Origin of the sequence: Mycobacterium simulans (assembly GCF_900232995.1) — a bacterium.
GTDB lineage: Bacteria > Actinomycetota > Actinomycetes > Mycobacteriales > Mycobacteriaceae > Mycobacterium > Mycobacterium simulans.
Map to the genome: position 1 here is coordinate 2,646,491 of NZ_OCVX01000003.1, position 13,657 is coordinate 2,660,147.

Consider the following 13,657-nt stretch of genomic DNA (forward strand, 5'->3'; position numbering starts at 1 on the left):
CTCAGCGCTGCCTGCGGGGGCTAAGGTTTATCGTTATCCGGACAACGGTATACGAGTCCGGGAATGCCAGAAAACGCCCAGCTCCGCTGGGAACCCGAGCGGGACATTGATCGTTGAGCTGGTATTCGCATAGCCCGAAGCCACAGCTAAGAGAGGATCCGACGGTGCGGGAGACAAGCAACCCGGTATTTCGCTCGCTGCCCAAGCAGCGTGGCGGATACGCGCAATTCGGCACTGGAGCGTACCCGGCCGACCCCTACCTGGCTCCCTACCAGGAAACGAAAGCGGCGCGGCCGCTGACCATCGACGATGTGGTCACCAAGACGGGCTTGACGCTGGCCATGTTGTCGGCGACCGCCGTCGTCTCCTACTTCCTGGTGGCGAGCAACATTGCACTCGCGATGCCACTGACCATGGTCGGTGCGCTCGGCGGGTTAGCGCTGGTGCTGATCGCGACCTTCGGTCGCAAGCAGGACAACCCGGCGATAGTGCTCAGCTACGCGGCGCTCGAGGGCCTCTTCCTCGGCGCCGTCTCGTTCGTCTTGGCCAACTTCTCGGTGGGTTCCGCCAATGCGGGAGTGCTCATCGGGGAAGCCGTCCTGGGCACCCTGGGCGTCTTCTTCGGCATGCTCGTCGTCTATAAGACGGGGGCCATCCGGGTGACGCCGAAGTTCACCCGCATGCTGATCGCCTCCATGTTCGGCGTGCTGTTGCTGATGCTCGGCAACTTCGTGCTGGCGATGTTCAACGTCGGTGGCGGCGAGGGTTTGGGCCTGCGCAGCCCCGGACCGCTGGGCATCATCTTCTCCCTGGTGTGCATCGCGATCGCGGCATTCAGCTTCTTGATCGACTTCGATGCGGCTGACCAGATGGTCCGCGCCGGCGCGCCGGAGAAGGCCGCATGGGGTATCGCTCTGGGTCTGACCGTGACGCTGGTCTGGCTGTACATCGAGATCCTGCGTCTGCTCAGTTATCTGCAGAACGATTAGCTTCCGCGACGAAAAAGCCGGCACGGATGTGCCGGCTTTTTCTTGTGCTGACTTTGCGCTAGTGGTGTGGGTTACTCGCACTTCCTCACCCTCAACGCAGAGTCAGCGGTGGTGTCGGTGCTGGCTGCCACCATGCCGGCCATGGGATACGGGCAACAACCGTTCATCGGCAGTGAGGCGCTGGCTGCCGGGGACCTCAGCCGGCATGAGCTGCGCAGGTACTACCGCGCGATCATGCCGAACGTCTACCTGGATAAGCGGGTGGAGCCATCGCTGCGACAACGCGCGGTTGCGGCCTGGCTCTGGTCGCAGCGCAAGGCAGTGATAGCCGGCGCGGCGGCATCCGCGATACATGGCGCGAAGTGGGTCGATGACAATGCACCGGTCGAACTGATCTGGCGCAATGCGAGAGCGCCGCGGCGCGTCGTGACCCGGAACGACCTGTTGTTGGGTGGCGAATTCGAACTGCTCGACGGTGTTTTCCTGACGACCCCGGAGCGCACGGCATTCGACATCGGCCGACGCGGACCGATGGGTCACGCGGTTGCTCGCCTTGACGCACTTGCCGCGGCCACCGACTTCAAGGTGCGGGATGTCGAAGAGCTGGCTGGTGACCATCCTCATACGCGCGGCCTGCGTCAATTGAAGGTGGCGCTGGATCTCGTCGACGCCGGAGCTCAATCGCCGAAGGAAACCTGGCTGCGGCTGCTATTGATCAACGCGGGCTTCCCCAAGCCGCGGACCCAGATCCCCGTGCTCGGTGCCGACGGCTTTCCGCGGTACTTCCTCGACATGGGCTGGGAAAACATCCTGTTGGCGGTCGAATATGACGGCGATCAACATTGGACCGATCCGTGGCAGTTCGCCAAGGACGTCGAGCGGCAGGAGTACCTAGTGAGTGTCGGCTGGACGCACATCAGGGTGGTGGCTCGGCATCGAGCGCCGGACGTGATTCGGCGAGTTCGCCATGCCTGGGACGCGCTGACTCTGCGCTGAGGGCGCACGCTACTCGCATTTTTGCGCCGTGGACGCAGAGTCAACGCGGCAAGTTAGCTGAGCCGCTCGATCACCATCGCCATCCCCTGGCCGCCGCCGACGCACATGGTTTCCAGGCCGAACGTCTTGTCGTGAGTCGTGAGATTGTTCAACAGCGTGGTGGCGATCCGCGCGCCGGTCATGCCAAACGGATGTCCCAGGGCGATAGCGCCACCCGAGACGTTCAGCTTGTCCTCGTCGATGCCCAGTTCGCGGGCGGAGCCCAGCACCTGCACCGCGAAGGCCTCGTTGATCTCAAATAGATCGATGTCGCTGATCGACATTCCGGCGTTGGCCAGTGCCTTCTTGGAGGCCTCGATCGGGCCCAGGCCCATGATCTCCGGCGAGAGGCCGCTGACACCGGTGGACACAATGCGCGCGAGTGGCGTCAGGCCCAGTTCCTTTGCCTTGGTGTCGCTGGTGATCACCAACGCGGCGGCACCGTCGTTCAGCGGACAGGCATTGCCCGCGGTCACGGTGCCGTTCGGCCGGAACACCGGTTTGAGGTCGGCGACCTTCTCGTAGGTGGTGCCGGGCCGTGGGCCATCATCGGTGCTGACCGTGGTGCCGTCGGGCAGCGTTACCGGGCAGATCTCGCGTTCGAAGAACCCGTTCTTGATCGCCTCTTCGGCCCGGTTCTGACTGCGTACACCCCAGTGGTCCTGGTCTTCGCGGCTGATGCCGGTCAATATGGCGACGTTTTCAGCGGTTTGGCCCATCGCGATGTAGATGTCGGGCACGTTGCCGTCGGCGCGGGGATCGTGCCACTCGTCGAAGCCGGCTGCCCCAGAAGCCACAGCGGTCGTACGTTCCTGGGCCTCGTCGAAAAGTGGGTTTTTGGTGTCGGGCCATGAGTCGGAATTGCCCTTGCCGAACCGCGACACCGTCTCCACGCCCGCGGATATGAAGGCGTCGCCTTCGCCGGCCTTGATCGCGTGGAATGCCATCCGGGTGGACTGCAGCGACGACGAGCAGTATCGGTTGACCGTGGTACCCGGCAGGAAGTCATAGCCCAACGCGACGGCGACGATGCGGCCGATGTTGAATCCGGACTCGCCGCCGGGCAGGCCGCAGCCCATGATCAGATCGTCGATCTGGTGCGGGTTGAGCGCCGGCACCTTGTCGAGCGCGGCGCGCACCATTTGGACTGCCAGATCGTCGGGGCGCATGCTGACCAGCGACCCTTTCATTGCGCGCCCGATCGGTGAACGGGCAGTTGAGACGATAACGGCTTCTGGCATGGCGACTTCCTCCATTGGGGTGTGGCAGAAGCCGAATCTAACTCCACGACGATGCGAGCCGTGCTGGGGGTACCGCTCGGGTGCGGGGGCGGCCCGTTGCTTTATCCGCCGGCCGGTACGGCGACGGGTTCGGAAGATTCGGCAGGGCGCCGCCAAAGCCGCGACACGATGGAGCGTCGCTGGCGGCTACGGCCGGGTGCGGATGCGCTCGACCGTGACGGTGCCGCAAGCATTAGAATGCCAAGCTTTTCGCTCAACTCATCGCGGAGGGCGATCAGCAACTGCTCGGCCGCCAAGGCATACGCCGCCCCCGAGGGGTGGTAACGGTCGGCGGAGAACATCAGCTCGGGCATGGCCCGGAAGTTCGGAGCGAGCAAATGCCCCAGCGGAACCGGCGCACCGCCGGCCGCCTTGACCGCGGCGGCCTGAGCGCGGGCCAGCCGGACGCCACGCGTGTGCGCCAACGAGCGCAGTGGCTGGGGTATGGCGGTGATCACACCGAGGTCGGGGCAGGTGCCCACGACCACCACCGCACCGCGAGTGCGCAACTTTCGCACCGACGATGCCAGCCGTTGCGCCGACGGCCCGACGCCGTTGAGTGATGTGACGTCGTTGGCGCCGATCATGATCACCGCCACGTCCGGCGGCGGCCCTGCTACCAACATCGCATCTACTTGACCGACAACGCCTTTCGAGGTGGCGCCGACGATGGCTTTGGTGCTCAGCCGGATGCGTTGACCGGTCCGTTCGGCGAGTCCGCGCGCAAGCAGCACCCCCGGCACTTCCTCGGCCGTGGTGCAGCCGTACCCAGTCGCCGTCGAGTCGCCAAAGATCATCAGGTGTAGGTCGACGGACATCCCGCGCTGCCACCGTTGCACGGGCCCGCCGCCACGGACGTACACGCCGTCGGCGCGGGGTGGGGCGTCGAAGGATCTGGGAATCACGGTGCGCGCATGTGTCGCCTGGCCGACCAGCAGGTTGCGTGCGCCTAGATAGGCAGTGCCTGTCGAGGCGAGTGCACCCGCTGTGGCCAAAGCGATCGTCGAACGCCGCGGCACGCGCATGCCCACGCGGATCAGTTTAGATCGGCTTCGCTGTTTGCGCGGCGAGCTGACAAAAGATGCGATCACGTTGTGGATCAATTGTGATATCGAATCGGCCTCTTTGGATGTTGCACCTGAAATAAGCTGTCAAGCTAAGTCGGCGTGGTTGGCTGACCGCTCGGGGGAGCAGGTGAACCAGACGCTCAGCCACTTCGTCACATGCTGTATCGGACTACAACGGCGTAGGAAGTGTTGAGCATGACCGCACCCAATAAGGTATCCGGTTCACCTCGAGATGCCATTCGCCCACGGGATGTGCTGAAGGCACGTAGACTCGAGGCACGCAGATTCGCCATCAGCGACGGCGCTCCGGTTGAGGTCGTCGAGTCTGGTCCGAGTATTGCTGCGCGATTAGCTACGCTGGCGTCACGACTGACGATCCGGCCGATTCTGGCGGTTGGCAGCTACGCTCCTCAACTACCGTGGCCGTGGGGTCTCGTCGACCACGCCGCCCGAGTCATGCTCCCGGCATCAACCACCGTTCGAGCCGAGGTGAGCCTGCCTAACGCTTCAGGGCAGCTGGTTCGGGCTTCGGGTGTGCTGCCCGCGGACGGCACCCGGCGGGTGGTTCTCTACCTGCACGGCGGGGCATTCCTCACGTGCGGGGCAAACTCGCACGGCCGACTCGTTGAGTTGCTGTCAAAGTTCGCTGACGCTCCCATCCTCGTCGTCAACTATCGGCTCATGCCCAAGCACTCGATCGGGATGGCGCTCGACGACTGTCACGATGGCTACCGATGGCTGAGGCTGCTGGGATACGACCCGGACCAGATAGTGCTGGCGGGTGACTCCGCCGGCGGGTACCTCGCGCTCGCCCTCGCGCAACGTTTACAGCGCCAGGGTGAGGAACCCGCGGCTCTGGTAGCGATCTCGCCACTGCTGCAGCTGGCAAAGGAGCACAAGCAAGCGCATCCCAACATCAAGACCGACGCGATGTTCCCCTCGAGGGTGTTCGACGCGCTCACCGCTTTAGTTGCTAGCGCGGCCGCCAAGAACCAAGTCGACGGTAAGCCGGAGGAGATTTACGAGCCTTTGGAGCACATCGAACCGGGTCTGCCCCGGATGCTGTTCCATGTATCGGGATCCGAGGTATTGCTGCACGACGCGCAGCTGGCCGCACGCAAACTCGCGGCGGCCGGTGTACCGGCCGAGGTACGTGTCTGGCCGGGTCAGGTGCACGACTTTCAGGTCGCCGCACCGATGGTGCCCGAGGCTATCCGCTCATTGCGTCAGATCGGCGAGTACATCCGCGAGGCCACCGGCTGAGCCGCGGTCCGCGGACCGCGAATATGCACAGTGCGAAATCGCCTGAGACCATAAGCGCATGCGGATCGCGCAGCACATCAGTGACCTCATCGGCGGCACGCCCCTGGTTCGGCTGAACTCAGTCGTCCCCGACGGGGCCGGCACCGTGGCCGCCAAGGTCGAATATCTCAACCCCGGCGGCAGTGCGAAGGACCGGATCGCGGTCAAGATGATCGATGCCGCCGAGGCCAGCGGGCTGCTGAAGCCGGGCGGCACCATCGTGGAACCCACATCAGGAAACACCGGTGTCGGGCTTGCGTTGGTCGCACAGCATCGCGGCTACAAGTGTGTGTTCGTCTGCCCGGACAAGGTCAGTGAGGACAAGCGGAATGTGTTGCGTGCCTACGGCGCTGAGGTAGTCGTGTGTCCGACGGCGGTGCCGCCCGACGACCCGGACAGCTACTACAGCGTGTCCGACCGATTGGTCCGAGAAATTGACGGTGCCTGGAAGCCCGACCAGTACGCCAACCCGGAAGGACCGGCGAGCCACTACGCAACCACCGGCCCGGAGATTTGGGCTGATACCGACGGCAAGGTCACCCACTTCGTTGCCGGCATCGGCACCGGCGGCACGATCACCGGCGCGGGCCGCTACCTCAAAGAGGTATCCGGTGGCCGAGTACGCATCATCGGCGCCGACCCCGAGGGATCGGTGTATTCGGGCGGCAGCGGCCGGCCATACCTGGTCGAGGGGGTCGGTGAGGACTTCTGGCCGGCAGCCTACGACCCCTCGGTGCCCGACGAGATCATCGCTGTCTCCGACTCGGACTCCTTCGACATGACCAGGCGGCTGGCCCGCGAAGAAGCGATGCTCGTCGGCGGGTCCTGCGGGATGGCGGTAGTGGCGGCGCTGAAGGTCGCCGAGCAAGCCGGTCCCGACGCGCTGATCGTCGTCCTGCTTCCCGACGGTGGCCGCGGCTACATGTCGAAAATCTTCAACGATGCGTGGATGTCGTCGTACGGGTTCCTGCGCAGCCGGCTCGACGGATCGGCGGAACAGTCCACGGTCGGAGATGTGTTGCGCCGCAAGTCCGGAGCACTACCGGATCTGGTACACACCCATCCCTCGGAGACCGTGCGCGACGCCATCGGGATTTTGCGCGAGTACGGGGTTTCGCAGATGCCGGTCGTCGGCGCCGAACCACCGGTGATGGCCGGCGAGGTCGCGGGCAGCGTCTCGGAACGCGAACTGCTCTCCGCCGTCTTCGAGGGCCGCGCCAACTTGGCGGACGCGGTATCGCAACACATGAGCCCGCCGTTGCGGATGATCGGAGCCGGCGAGTTGGTCAGTGCGGCCGGGAAAGCCTTGCGTGACTGGGACGCGTTGATGGTGGTCGAGGAAGGCAAACCGATCGGGGTAATTACCCGCTACGACTTGTTGGGCTTTCTGTCGGAAGGGACGCGTCGCCGCTGACCGGGACAGGGTTCAAACGTGGACCTCAGGTACTGTAGGGCCGCCCAGTTCAGCAAATCCTCAGTGGAAGGGTTGCGCATGACCGATCAGCCGCCGCCCGGCGGGTCTTACCCCCCACCCCCGCCTCCCGGACCGCCCGGTGGAAATGAGCCTCCGTCTGGTTACCGGCCGCCGCCGCCTCCGTCAGGCCCCAGCGGCGGCTACCCGCCGCCCCCCCCCCCCCCCCCCCCCCCCCCCCGCCCCCGCTCCCCCCCCCCGCCACCTGCCGCGCATCATCAGAGGCGCGGTCCACCCCCCGCCGCCGCCACCGCCCGAGGGGGGTTACCCACCGCCGCCCCCTCCGTCGGCTGGTGGCTACGCGCCGCCGCCGCCCGGTCCAGCGATCCGCGAAATGCCGTCGGAGTCCTACACACCCTGGATCACCCGGGTGCTGGCTTTCCTTATCGACAGCGCCCCAATCGTTGTCGTCTACGGCATTGGTTGGGTGATTGCGCTGGTTACGCAGCAGTCGTCGTGTGTCACCAGCGTCAACCAGTACGACGTAAGCCAGTACTGCTACTCGCAGGACTCGATCATTGGCGTCTTGGCGCAGGGGCTGGCGTCGCTGCTGATACTCGCGTACTGGATCTGGAACTGGGGCTACCGCCAGGGCACCACGGGATCGAGCATCGGCAAGTCGATATTGAAATTCAAGGTGGTCAGCGAGAACACCGGACAGCCGTTGGGTTTCGGAATGTCGGTGGTACGACAGCTCGCGCACTTCGTCGATGCGGTCATCTGCTACGTCGGGTTCCTGTGGCCGTTGTGGGATGCCAAGCGGCAGACTCTGGCCGACAAGATCATGACGACGGTCTGCTTGCCGCTCTAGACCGGCAATAACCGGAAATAGCACAGCGCCACCCCGGTCGCCGCTTGGCGGCCGGGGTGGCGTTCGCTATTAGGCTGGTCGTCGATGAGCGCGTCAGACCGCAAGGGACACCACGGAATCTCCGGCCTGGCTACTAAGGCCATCCATGCGGGCTACCGCCCGGATCCGGCGACCGGCGCCGTCAACGCGCCGATCTATGCCAGCAGCACGTTCGCCCAAGACGGGGTCGGCGGTCTGCGCGGCGGCTTCGAATACGCACGCACCGGCAACCCAACCCGGGCCGCATTGGAAGCCTCGCTGGCCGCCGTCGAGGAGGGCACTTTCGCGCGTGCGTTCAGTTCCGGGATGGCCGCCACCGACTGCGCTCTGCGGGCAGTCTTACGACCCGGGGATCACGTGGTCATTCCGAATGACGCGTACGGCGGCACGTTTCGGTTGATAGACAAGGTGTTCACCCAGTGGGGTATCGAGTACACACCGGTGCCGCTTAGTGATCTGGACGCGGTGCGAGCCGCAATCACACCGCGTACCCGGCTGATTTGGGTGGAAACACCGACCAATCCGCTGCTGTCGATCGCCGATATCGCGCGCATTGCCCAGCTGGGCGCCGATAGCTCCGCAAAGGTGTTGGTGGACAACACCTTTGCCTCGCCCGCACTGCAGCAGCCGTTGACGCTCGGCGCCGATGTGGTGTTGCACTCGACCACCAAGTACATCGGTGGCCACTCCGACGTCGTCGGCGGCGCGCTGATTACCAACGACGAAGAGCTAGACGAGGCTTTCGCGTTCCTGCAGAACGGGGCCGGTGCGGTGCCTGGCCCGTTCGACGCCTACCTGACCATGCGTGGCCTCAAGACATTGGTGCTCAGGATGCAGCGGCACAGCGAAAACGCTTACGCCATAGCGGAATTCCTGGCTGGACATCCATCAGTGAGCGCAGTGCTGTATCCGGGTCTGCCCAGTCACCCTGGGCACGATGTCGCGGCGCGGCAGATGCGAGGCTTCGGCGGCATGGTCTCGGTGCGGATGCAAGGCGGGCGGCGCGCCGCCGAGGAGCTGTGCGCCAACACCAAGGTTTTCATTTTGGCTGAGTCGCTGGGCGGGGTGGAGTCACTGATCGAACATCCCAGCGCTATGACGCACGCATCGACGGCGGGGTCCCAACTCGAGGTGCCCGACGACCTGGTGCGGCTTTCGGTCGGTATCGAGGATGTCGATGACCTGCTCGCCGACCTCAAGCAGGCGCTCGCCTAGTTTGCGTCTGTTCGCGCGGAGAACGCGCGTACTCAGGAGTGGTACGGCTCGGCGCTGACCAGCGTGACCTGCACGGTGTTGCCGTTGGGCACCGTGTAGCTACGGGTCTCGCCCACCTTGGCGTCGATCAGCGCGCCACCCAGCGGTGAGTTCGGCGAGTAGACCTCGAGCTTGCCGTCGTTGACGCCCTCCTGGCGAGTGGCGATGAGGAAAGTCTCGGTGTCGGTCTTGTCACCGTTGTAGTAGACCTTGACCACCGAACCTGGCAGGGCGACGCCGGACTGCTTGGGCGCTTCGCCGACCTTGGCGTTGTTGAGCAGGTCCTGCAGCTGGCGGATACGTGCCTCCTGCTGTCCTTGCTCCTCGCGGGCGGCGTGGTATCCGCCGTTCTCGCGGAGGTCGCCCTCCTCGCGGCGGTCGTTGATTTCGGCGGCGATGATCGGACGATTGGCGATCAATTGGTCGAGCTCGGCCTTGAGTCGGTCATGTGACTCCTGGGTCAACCAGGTCACCTGAGTATCCGTCATCTCGTCGTGCTCCTTGTGTTGTCGTTTCGCGTACTCGCGCAAGTCTTATGATCCCGCTGGTGCGAGCATGCGGGTCCCGCCCCGGGTGCTGCCTCTCCGTTCTTCTCACGGCCATTAATGCAGCAATACACGGTCCCGGTCAGGACCGTGCATTCACCTATGTTACCACTGCGCAAACGGTTGATAACTCCGTATCTGCAGTTGGCGCGTTTGTGCGCGGTCAGGGCGAACGCAGGTAGTCAGGCACATCTGTGCCACAGCCATATACGTCCGCCATCACCGGCGGTTGGGAGGATTTCACCGTTGTCGTCACTTGCACGGTCGCCTGGTTGGCCGGCGGAACCAACAGTTCCCGTCGGCCTGTCTCGCTGCCGTCTTTGGACCGAACCCGCACGATGCAATGCACCGGTCGTGACGGGTCGGCTCGCGTCACGCTGATCGTCACCGATGCCGTCTCGTTGTCGATCAGTTGATAGGCGGCCAGGGAACCGGTGACGGCGCTGGTGCCGATCCGTAGGTAGCCGACGACGGCGATGGCGATGCCGGCCGCCACGGCCAACGCCGCAAGGCCGATGACGACACGACGCTGTGCTTTCCGCGACAGTCGAGCCCTGCCGTAGCGCGGGATGGGAGGTTGAGTCACGCCTGGAGTCATGCCCTGGTTGGTTGTGGGGTCTCGGGGAACTGGAATTATAGGGGGCGCATTAACAGGCTACGGGCGACCAGCAAACGGACAAGGGGGCACGTGAGCGAACTGCGGTTGATGGCGGTGCATGCCCACCCCGACGACGAGTCCAGCAAGGGTGCCGCCACCCTGGCCCGCTACGCCGACGAAGGCAATCGGGTGCTGGTGGTGACGTTGACCGGAGGCGAGCGCGGCGAAATTCTCAACCCGGCGATGGACCTGCCCGACGTGCATGGACACATCTCCGAAATCCGCCGCGACGAGATGGCGAAGGCGGCGGAAATCCTGCGTGTCGAGCACACCTGGCTGGGCTTTGTGGACTCCGGCTTGCCCAAGGGTGATCCACCGCCGCCGCTGCCCGAGGGCTGCTTCGCGCTGGCGCCCCTGGAGGTGCCCACCGAAGCCCTGGTCCGCGTTGTCCGCGAGTTCCGGCCGCATGTAATGATCACCTACGACGAGCACGGTGGTTATCCACATCCCGACCACATTCGCTGCCATGAGGTCTCTGTCGGCGCCTACGAGGCGGCCGGCGACTATCGCCTGTACCCCGACGCCGGTGAGCCATGGGCGGTGTCCAAGCTGTACTACGTCCACGGCTTCCTGCGGGAACGGATGCAGATGCTGCAGGACGAGTTCATCAAGCGTGGCCAGGAAGGCCCGTTCGGGAAGTGGCTGGAGCACTGGCTGCCCGAGCACGACCCCTATGCCTCGCGGGTGACGACGCGTGTTGAGTGCGCGGCGTACTTCGGCCAACGAGACGACGCGCTGCGCGCGCACGTCACCCAGATCGACCCGAATGCCGAGTTCTTCGCCGCTCCGCTGGAATGGCAAGAGGAGCTCTGGCCGACCGAGGAGTTCGAGCTGGCTCGTTCGCGCGTGCCCATCAAATTGCCCGAGACCGAGCTGTTCGCTGGGATCGAGCCGGACCGGTGAGCCACTTTTTGCTCACCGTGATTGCTGAAGGTGGACCCCGCAATAACGGACCCGATTTTGGGAAGGCCAGCCCGGTGGGGCTGCTCGTCGTGGTGCTGCTCGTGATCGCGACGTTGTTCCTGCTGCGCTCGATGAATCGTCAACTGAAGAAGGTCCCCGAATCGTTCGACCGCCAGCACCCGGAGCCGGATCAGGCTGCCGACGAAGGCACGGATGCGGTTGGCGCTACCGATCAGGTTCCTCCGGACACCGAGCCCAACGGACCCGCCCGATCTTCGGGACCCGCCGATGAGCCCGACTGATTCGTCCGGGACAAACACGCTCGCGCGGGCCACCAGCCCGTACTTGCGCCAGCATGCCGACAACCCGGTGCACTGGCAGCAGTGGACACCGCAGGCGCTTGCCGACGCGGCAGCGCGCGACGTACCGATCTTGCTGTCCGTCGGCTACGCGGCATGCCACTGGTGTCACGTCATGGCCCACGAATCGTTCGAAGATGACGAGGTGGCAGCCGCGATGAACGCCGGCTTCGTCTGTATCAAGGTGGACCGCGAGGAACGGCCTGACATTGACGCGGTCTACATGAACGCCACCGTCGCGCTCACCGGGCAGGGCGGTTGGCCGATGACGTGCTTCCTCACTCCCGACGGCAGGCCGTTCTATTGCGGCACGTATTACCCGAAAGAAGGCTTCCTGCAATTGCTTTCGGCCGTATCCGAGACTTGGCAACAACGCCGCGGTGAGGTTGAAAAGGCATCTGACCACATCGCCGGCGAGTTGCGCTCGATGGTGTCGGGTCTGCCCGGCGGTGGCCCGGAGGTGGCGCCGGAACTCTGTGACCACGCCGTCGCAACGGTGCTGCGCGAGCAGGACACCGCTCACGGCGGGTTCGGCGGGGCGCCCAAGTTCCCGCCGTCGGCGCTGCTGGAGGCGCTGCTGCGCCATTACGAACGCACCGGGTCATCGGCGGCGTTGGAGGCCGTGGCGCGCACCGGCAGCGCGATGGCGCGCGGCGGAATTTACGACCAACTCGCCGGCGGCTTCGCCCGGTATAGCGTCGACAAGGCTTGGGTAGTACCGCATTTCGAGAAAATGCTGTACGACAACGCGCTGTTGCTGCGCGCCTACGCGCACTGGACGCGGCGGACCGGGGATCCGCTCGCCCGCCGGGTCGCGGCCCAGACCGCACGGTTTCTGATCGACGATTTGGCTGACGCCGACATGTTCACCTCGTCCCTGGATGCCGACGCCGATGGCCGCGAGGGCTCGACCTATGTGTGGACACCGGCGCAGCTGACCGAGGTGCTCGGCGATGACGACGGCCGTTGGGCGGCAGAGGTTTTCGGAGTCACCCAGGCGGGCACCTTCGAACACCAGACGTCGGTGCTGCAGTTGCTCGCCGATCCCGACGACGCGGGGCGCTTGGAACGGATCCGCGGCCAGTTGCTGGCGGCCCGGCGCACCCGGGTCCAGCCCGGACGCGACGACAAGGTCGTGACGGCCTGGAACGGGCTCGCAATAACCGCGCTGACCGAGGCCAGTGTGGCGTTGGAAGCGCCCGAGTTGGCTCAAGCCGCGCGGCGGTGCGCGACTGCGCTGCTGGAGGTACACGTCGTCGACGGCAGGCTGCGGCGCGCGAGCCTTGGCGGGGTAGTCGGCGAGAGCGTGGCCATTCTGGAGGACCATGCGGCGCTGGCCACCGGGTTGTTGGCGCTGTACCAACTCACCGCCGACGAGTCCTGGCTGACGACGGCCACCGACTTACTGGACGCCGCGCTGCAGCACTTCGGAGACGCGCAGCACCCAGGCCACTGGTTCGACACCGCCGATGACGCCGAGCAGTTGATGCTGAGGCCCTCCGACCCGCTGGACGGCGCGACTCCCTCGGGAGCCTCGTTGATCACCGAGGCGCTGCTGACCGCCGCGCATCTGGTCGACGGCAGCCGGGCCGAGCGGTATCTGCAACTGGCGGCCTACACCCTGCGCGCGCATTCGGTGCTGCTGGCCCGCGCACCGCGCTCGGCCGGACATTGGCTGGCACTGGCCGAAGCCACCGTGCGTGGACCGCTGCAGATCGCCGTCGCCTGTGACCAGTCGCGGTCGCCCCTGCTGGCCGACGCGCGCCGGCTGGCGCCGGGCGGCGCGATCGTTGTCGGTGGGTCGGAGGGGTCGTCGGTGCTGCTGGCCGGACGGGACCAGGTGAACGGCGCGGATGCCGCCTACGTATGCCGCGGACAGACGTGCGACCTACCGGTGACCAGCGCAGCCGAACTCGCCGCCGCCCTCATGCGGAGCTGATCCGC

12 protein-coding genes and 1 pseudogene are annotated in these 13,657 nt (G+C 65.4%); 9 read left to right on the top strand and 4 right to left on the bottom strand.

All coding sequences use genetic code 11. From position 1 onward, the window contains the following. The first annotated feature begins 164 nt into the window (after positions 1–164). Both MSIMFI_RS12800 and MSIMFI_RS12805 read left to right on the top strand, forming a co-directional pair. Positions 165–989 carry a Bax inhibitor-1/YccA family protein gene (locus MSIMFI_RS12800; protein WP_186244304.1) on the top strand — a complete coding sequence of 275 codons (825 nt, stop codon included), beginning with the start codon at positions 165–167 and terminating at the stop codon, positions 987–989. A gap of 141 nt (positions 990–1,130) precedes the next feature. Next, positions 1,131–1,985: an endonuclease domain-containing protein gene (locus MSIMFI_RS12805; RefSeq protein ID WP_191498168.1), complete on the top strand. Its 855-nt coding sequence runs from the start codon at positions 1,131–1,133 to the stop codon at positions 1,983–1,985. Positions 1,986–2,038: 53 nt separating this feature from the next. Here MSIMFI_RS12805 and MSIMFI_RS12810 read toward each other — a convergent pair whose 3' ends face one another. Beyond that, the gene (locus MSIMFI_RS12810) at positions 2,039–3,265 is read right to left on the bottom strand and encodes an acetyl-CoA C-acetyltransferase (protein WP_191497483.1); all 1,227 of its coding nucleotides are present in this window, start codon (positions 3,263–3,265) and stop codon (positions 2,039–2,041) included. A gap of 101 nt (positions 3,266–3,366) precedes the next feature. Then, the gene (locus tag MSIMFI_RS12815) at positions 3,367–4,323 is read right to left on the bottom strand and encodes an SGNH/GDSL hydrolase family protein (protein WP_191498169.1); all 957 of its coding nucleotides are present in this window, start codon (positions 4,321–4,323) and stop codon (positions 3,367–3,369) included. A gap of 243 nt (positions 4,324–4,566) precedes the next feature. Here MSIMFI_RS12815 and MSIMFI_RS12820 point away from each other — a divergent pair, with 243 nt between their 5' ends. The 4 genes and pseudogenes from MSIMFI_RS12820 to MSIMFI_RS12835 all read left to right on the top strand — a co-directional run bounded on the left by MSIMFI_RS12820 (position 4,567) and on the right by MSIMFI_RS12835 (position 9,209). Continuing rightward, positions 4,567–5,634, top strand: a complete 1,068-nt coding sequence (locus tag MSIMFI_RS12820; RefSeq protein ID WP_191497484.1) for an alpha/beta hydrolase — start codon at positions 4,567–4,569, stop codon at positions 5,632–5,634. 58 nt (positions 5,635–5,692) lie between these two features. Next, complete coding sequence (locus MSIMFI_RS12825) at positions 5,693–7,087, top strand: cystathionine beta-synthase (protein ID WP_191497485.1); 1,395 nt, start codon at positions 5,693–5,695, stop codon at positions 7,085–7,087. 78 nt (positions 7,088–7,165) lie between these two features. Beyond that, positions 7,166–7,955, top strand: a pseudogene (locus tag MSIMFI_RS12830) (RDD family protein). Between the two features lie 84 nt (positions 7,956–8,039). Further along, the gene (locus MSIMFI_RS12835) at positions 8,040–9,209 is read left to right on the top strand and encodes a cystathionine gamma-synthase (protein ID WP_191497486.1); all 1,170 of its coding nucleotides are present in this window, start codon (positions 8,040–8,042) and stop codon (positions 9,207–9,209) included. Between the two features lie 32 nt (positions 9,210–9,241). On the opposite strand, the gene greA is transcribed toward MSIMFI_RS12835, so the two are convergent. Both greA and MSIMFI_RS12845 read right to left on the bottom strand, forming a co-directional pair. After that, positions 9,242–9,736, bottom strand: coding sequence for a transcription elongation factor GreA (greA, locus tag MSIMFI_RS12840; protein WP_186244298.1), 495 nt, complete (start codon positions 9,734–9,736; stop codon positions 9,242–9,244). A gap of 220 nt (positions 9,737–9,956) precedes the next feature. Next, on the bottom strand, positions 9,957–10,379 hold the full coding sequence (locus MSIMFI_RS12845; protein ID WP_390633147.1) for a DUF4307 domain-containing protein: 423 nt from the start codon (positions 10,377–10,379) through the stop codon (positions 9,957–9,959). 102 nt (positions 10,380–10,481) lie between these two features. On the opposite strand from MSIMFI_RS12845, the gene mca reads away from it, so the two are divergent. The 3 genes from mca to MSIMFI_RS12860 are packed head-to-tail and all read left to right on the top strand — an operon-like array spanning position 10,482 to position 13,652. Beyond that, positions 10,482–11,354, top strand: a complete 873-nt coding sequence (mca, locus tag MSIMFI_RS12850) for a mycothiol conjugate amidase Mca (protein ID WP_191497487.1) — start codon at positions 10,482–10,484, stop codon at positions 11,352–11,354. Then, positions 11,351–11,656: a hypothetical protein gene (locus MSIMFI_RS12855; protein ID WP_191497488.1), complete on the top strand. Its 306-nt coding sequence runs from the start codon at positions 11,351–11,353 to the stop codon at positions 11,654–11,656. Before mca ends, MSIMFI_RS12855 begins: the two co-directional genes overlap by 4 nt. Continuing rightward, positions 11,643–13,652: a thioredoxin domain-containing protein gene (locus MSIMFI_RS12860; protein WP_191497489.1), complete on the top strand. Its 2,010-nt coding sequence runs from the start codon at positions 11,643–11,645 to the stop codon at positions 13,650–13,652. The genes MSIMFI_RS12855 and MSIMFI_RS12860 overlap by 14 nt, the downstream gene beginning before the upstream one ends. The last annotated feature ends 5 nt before the right edge of the window (positions 13,653–13,657 follow it).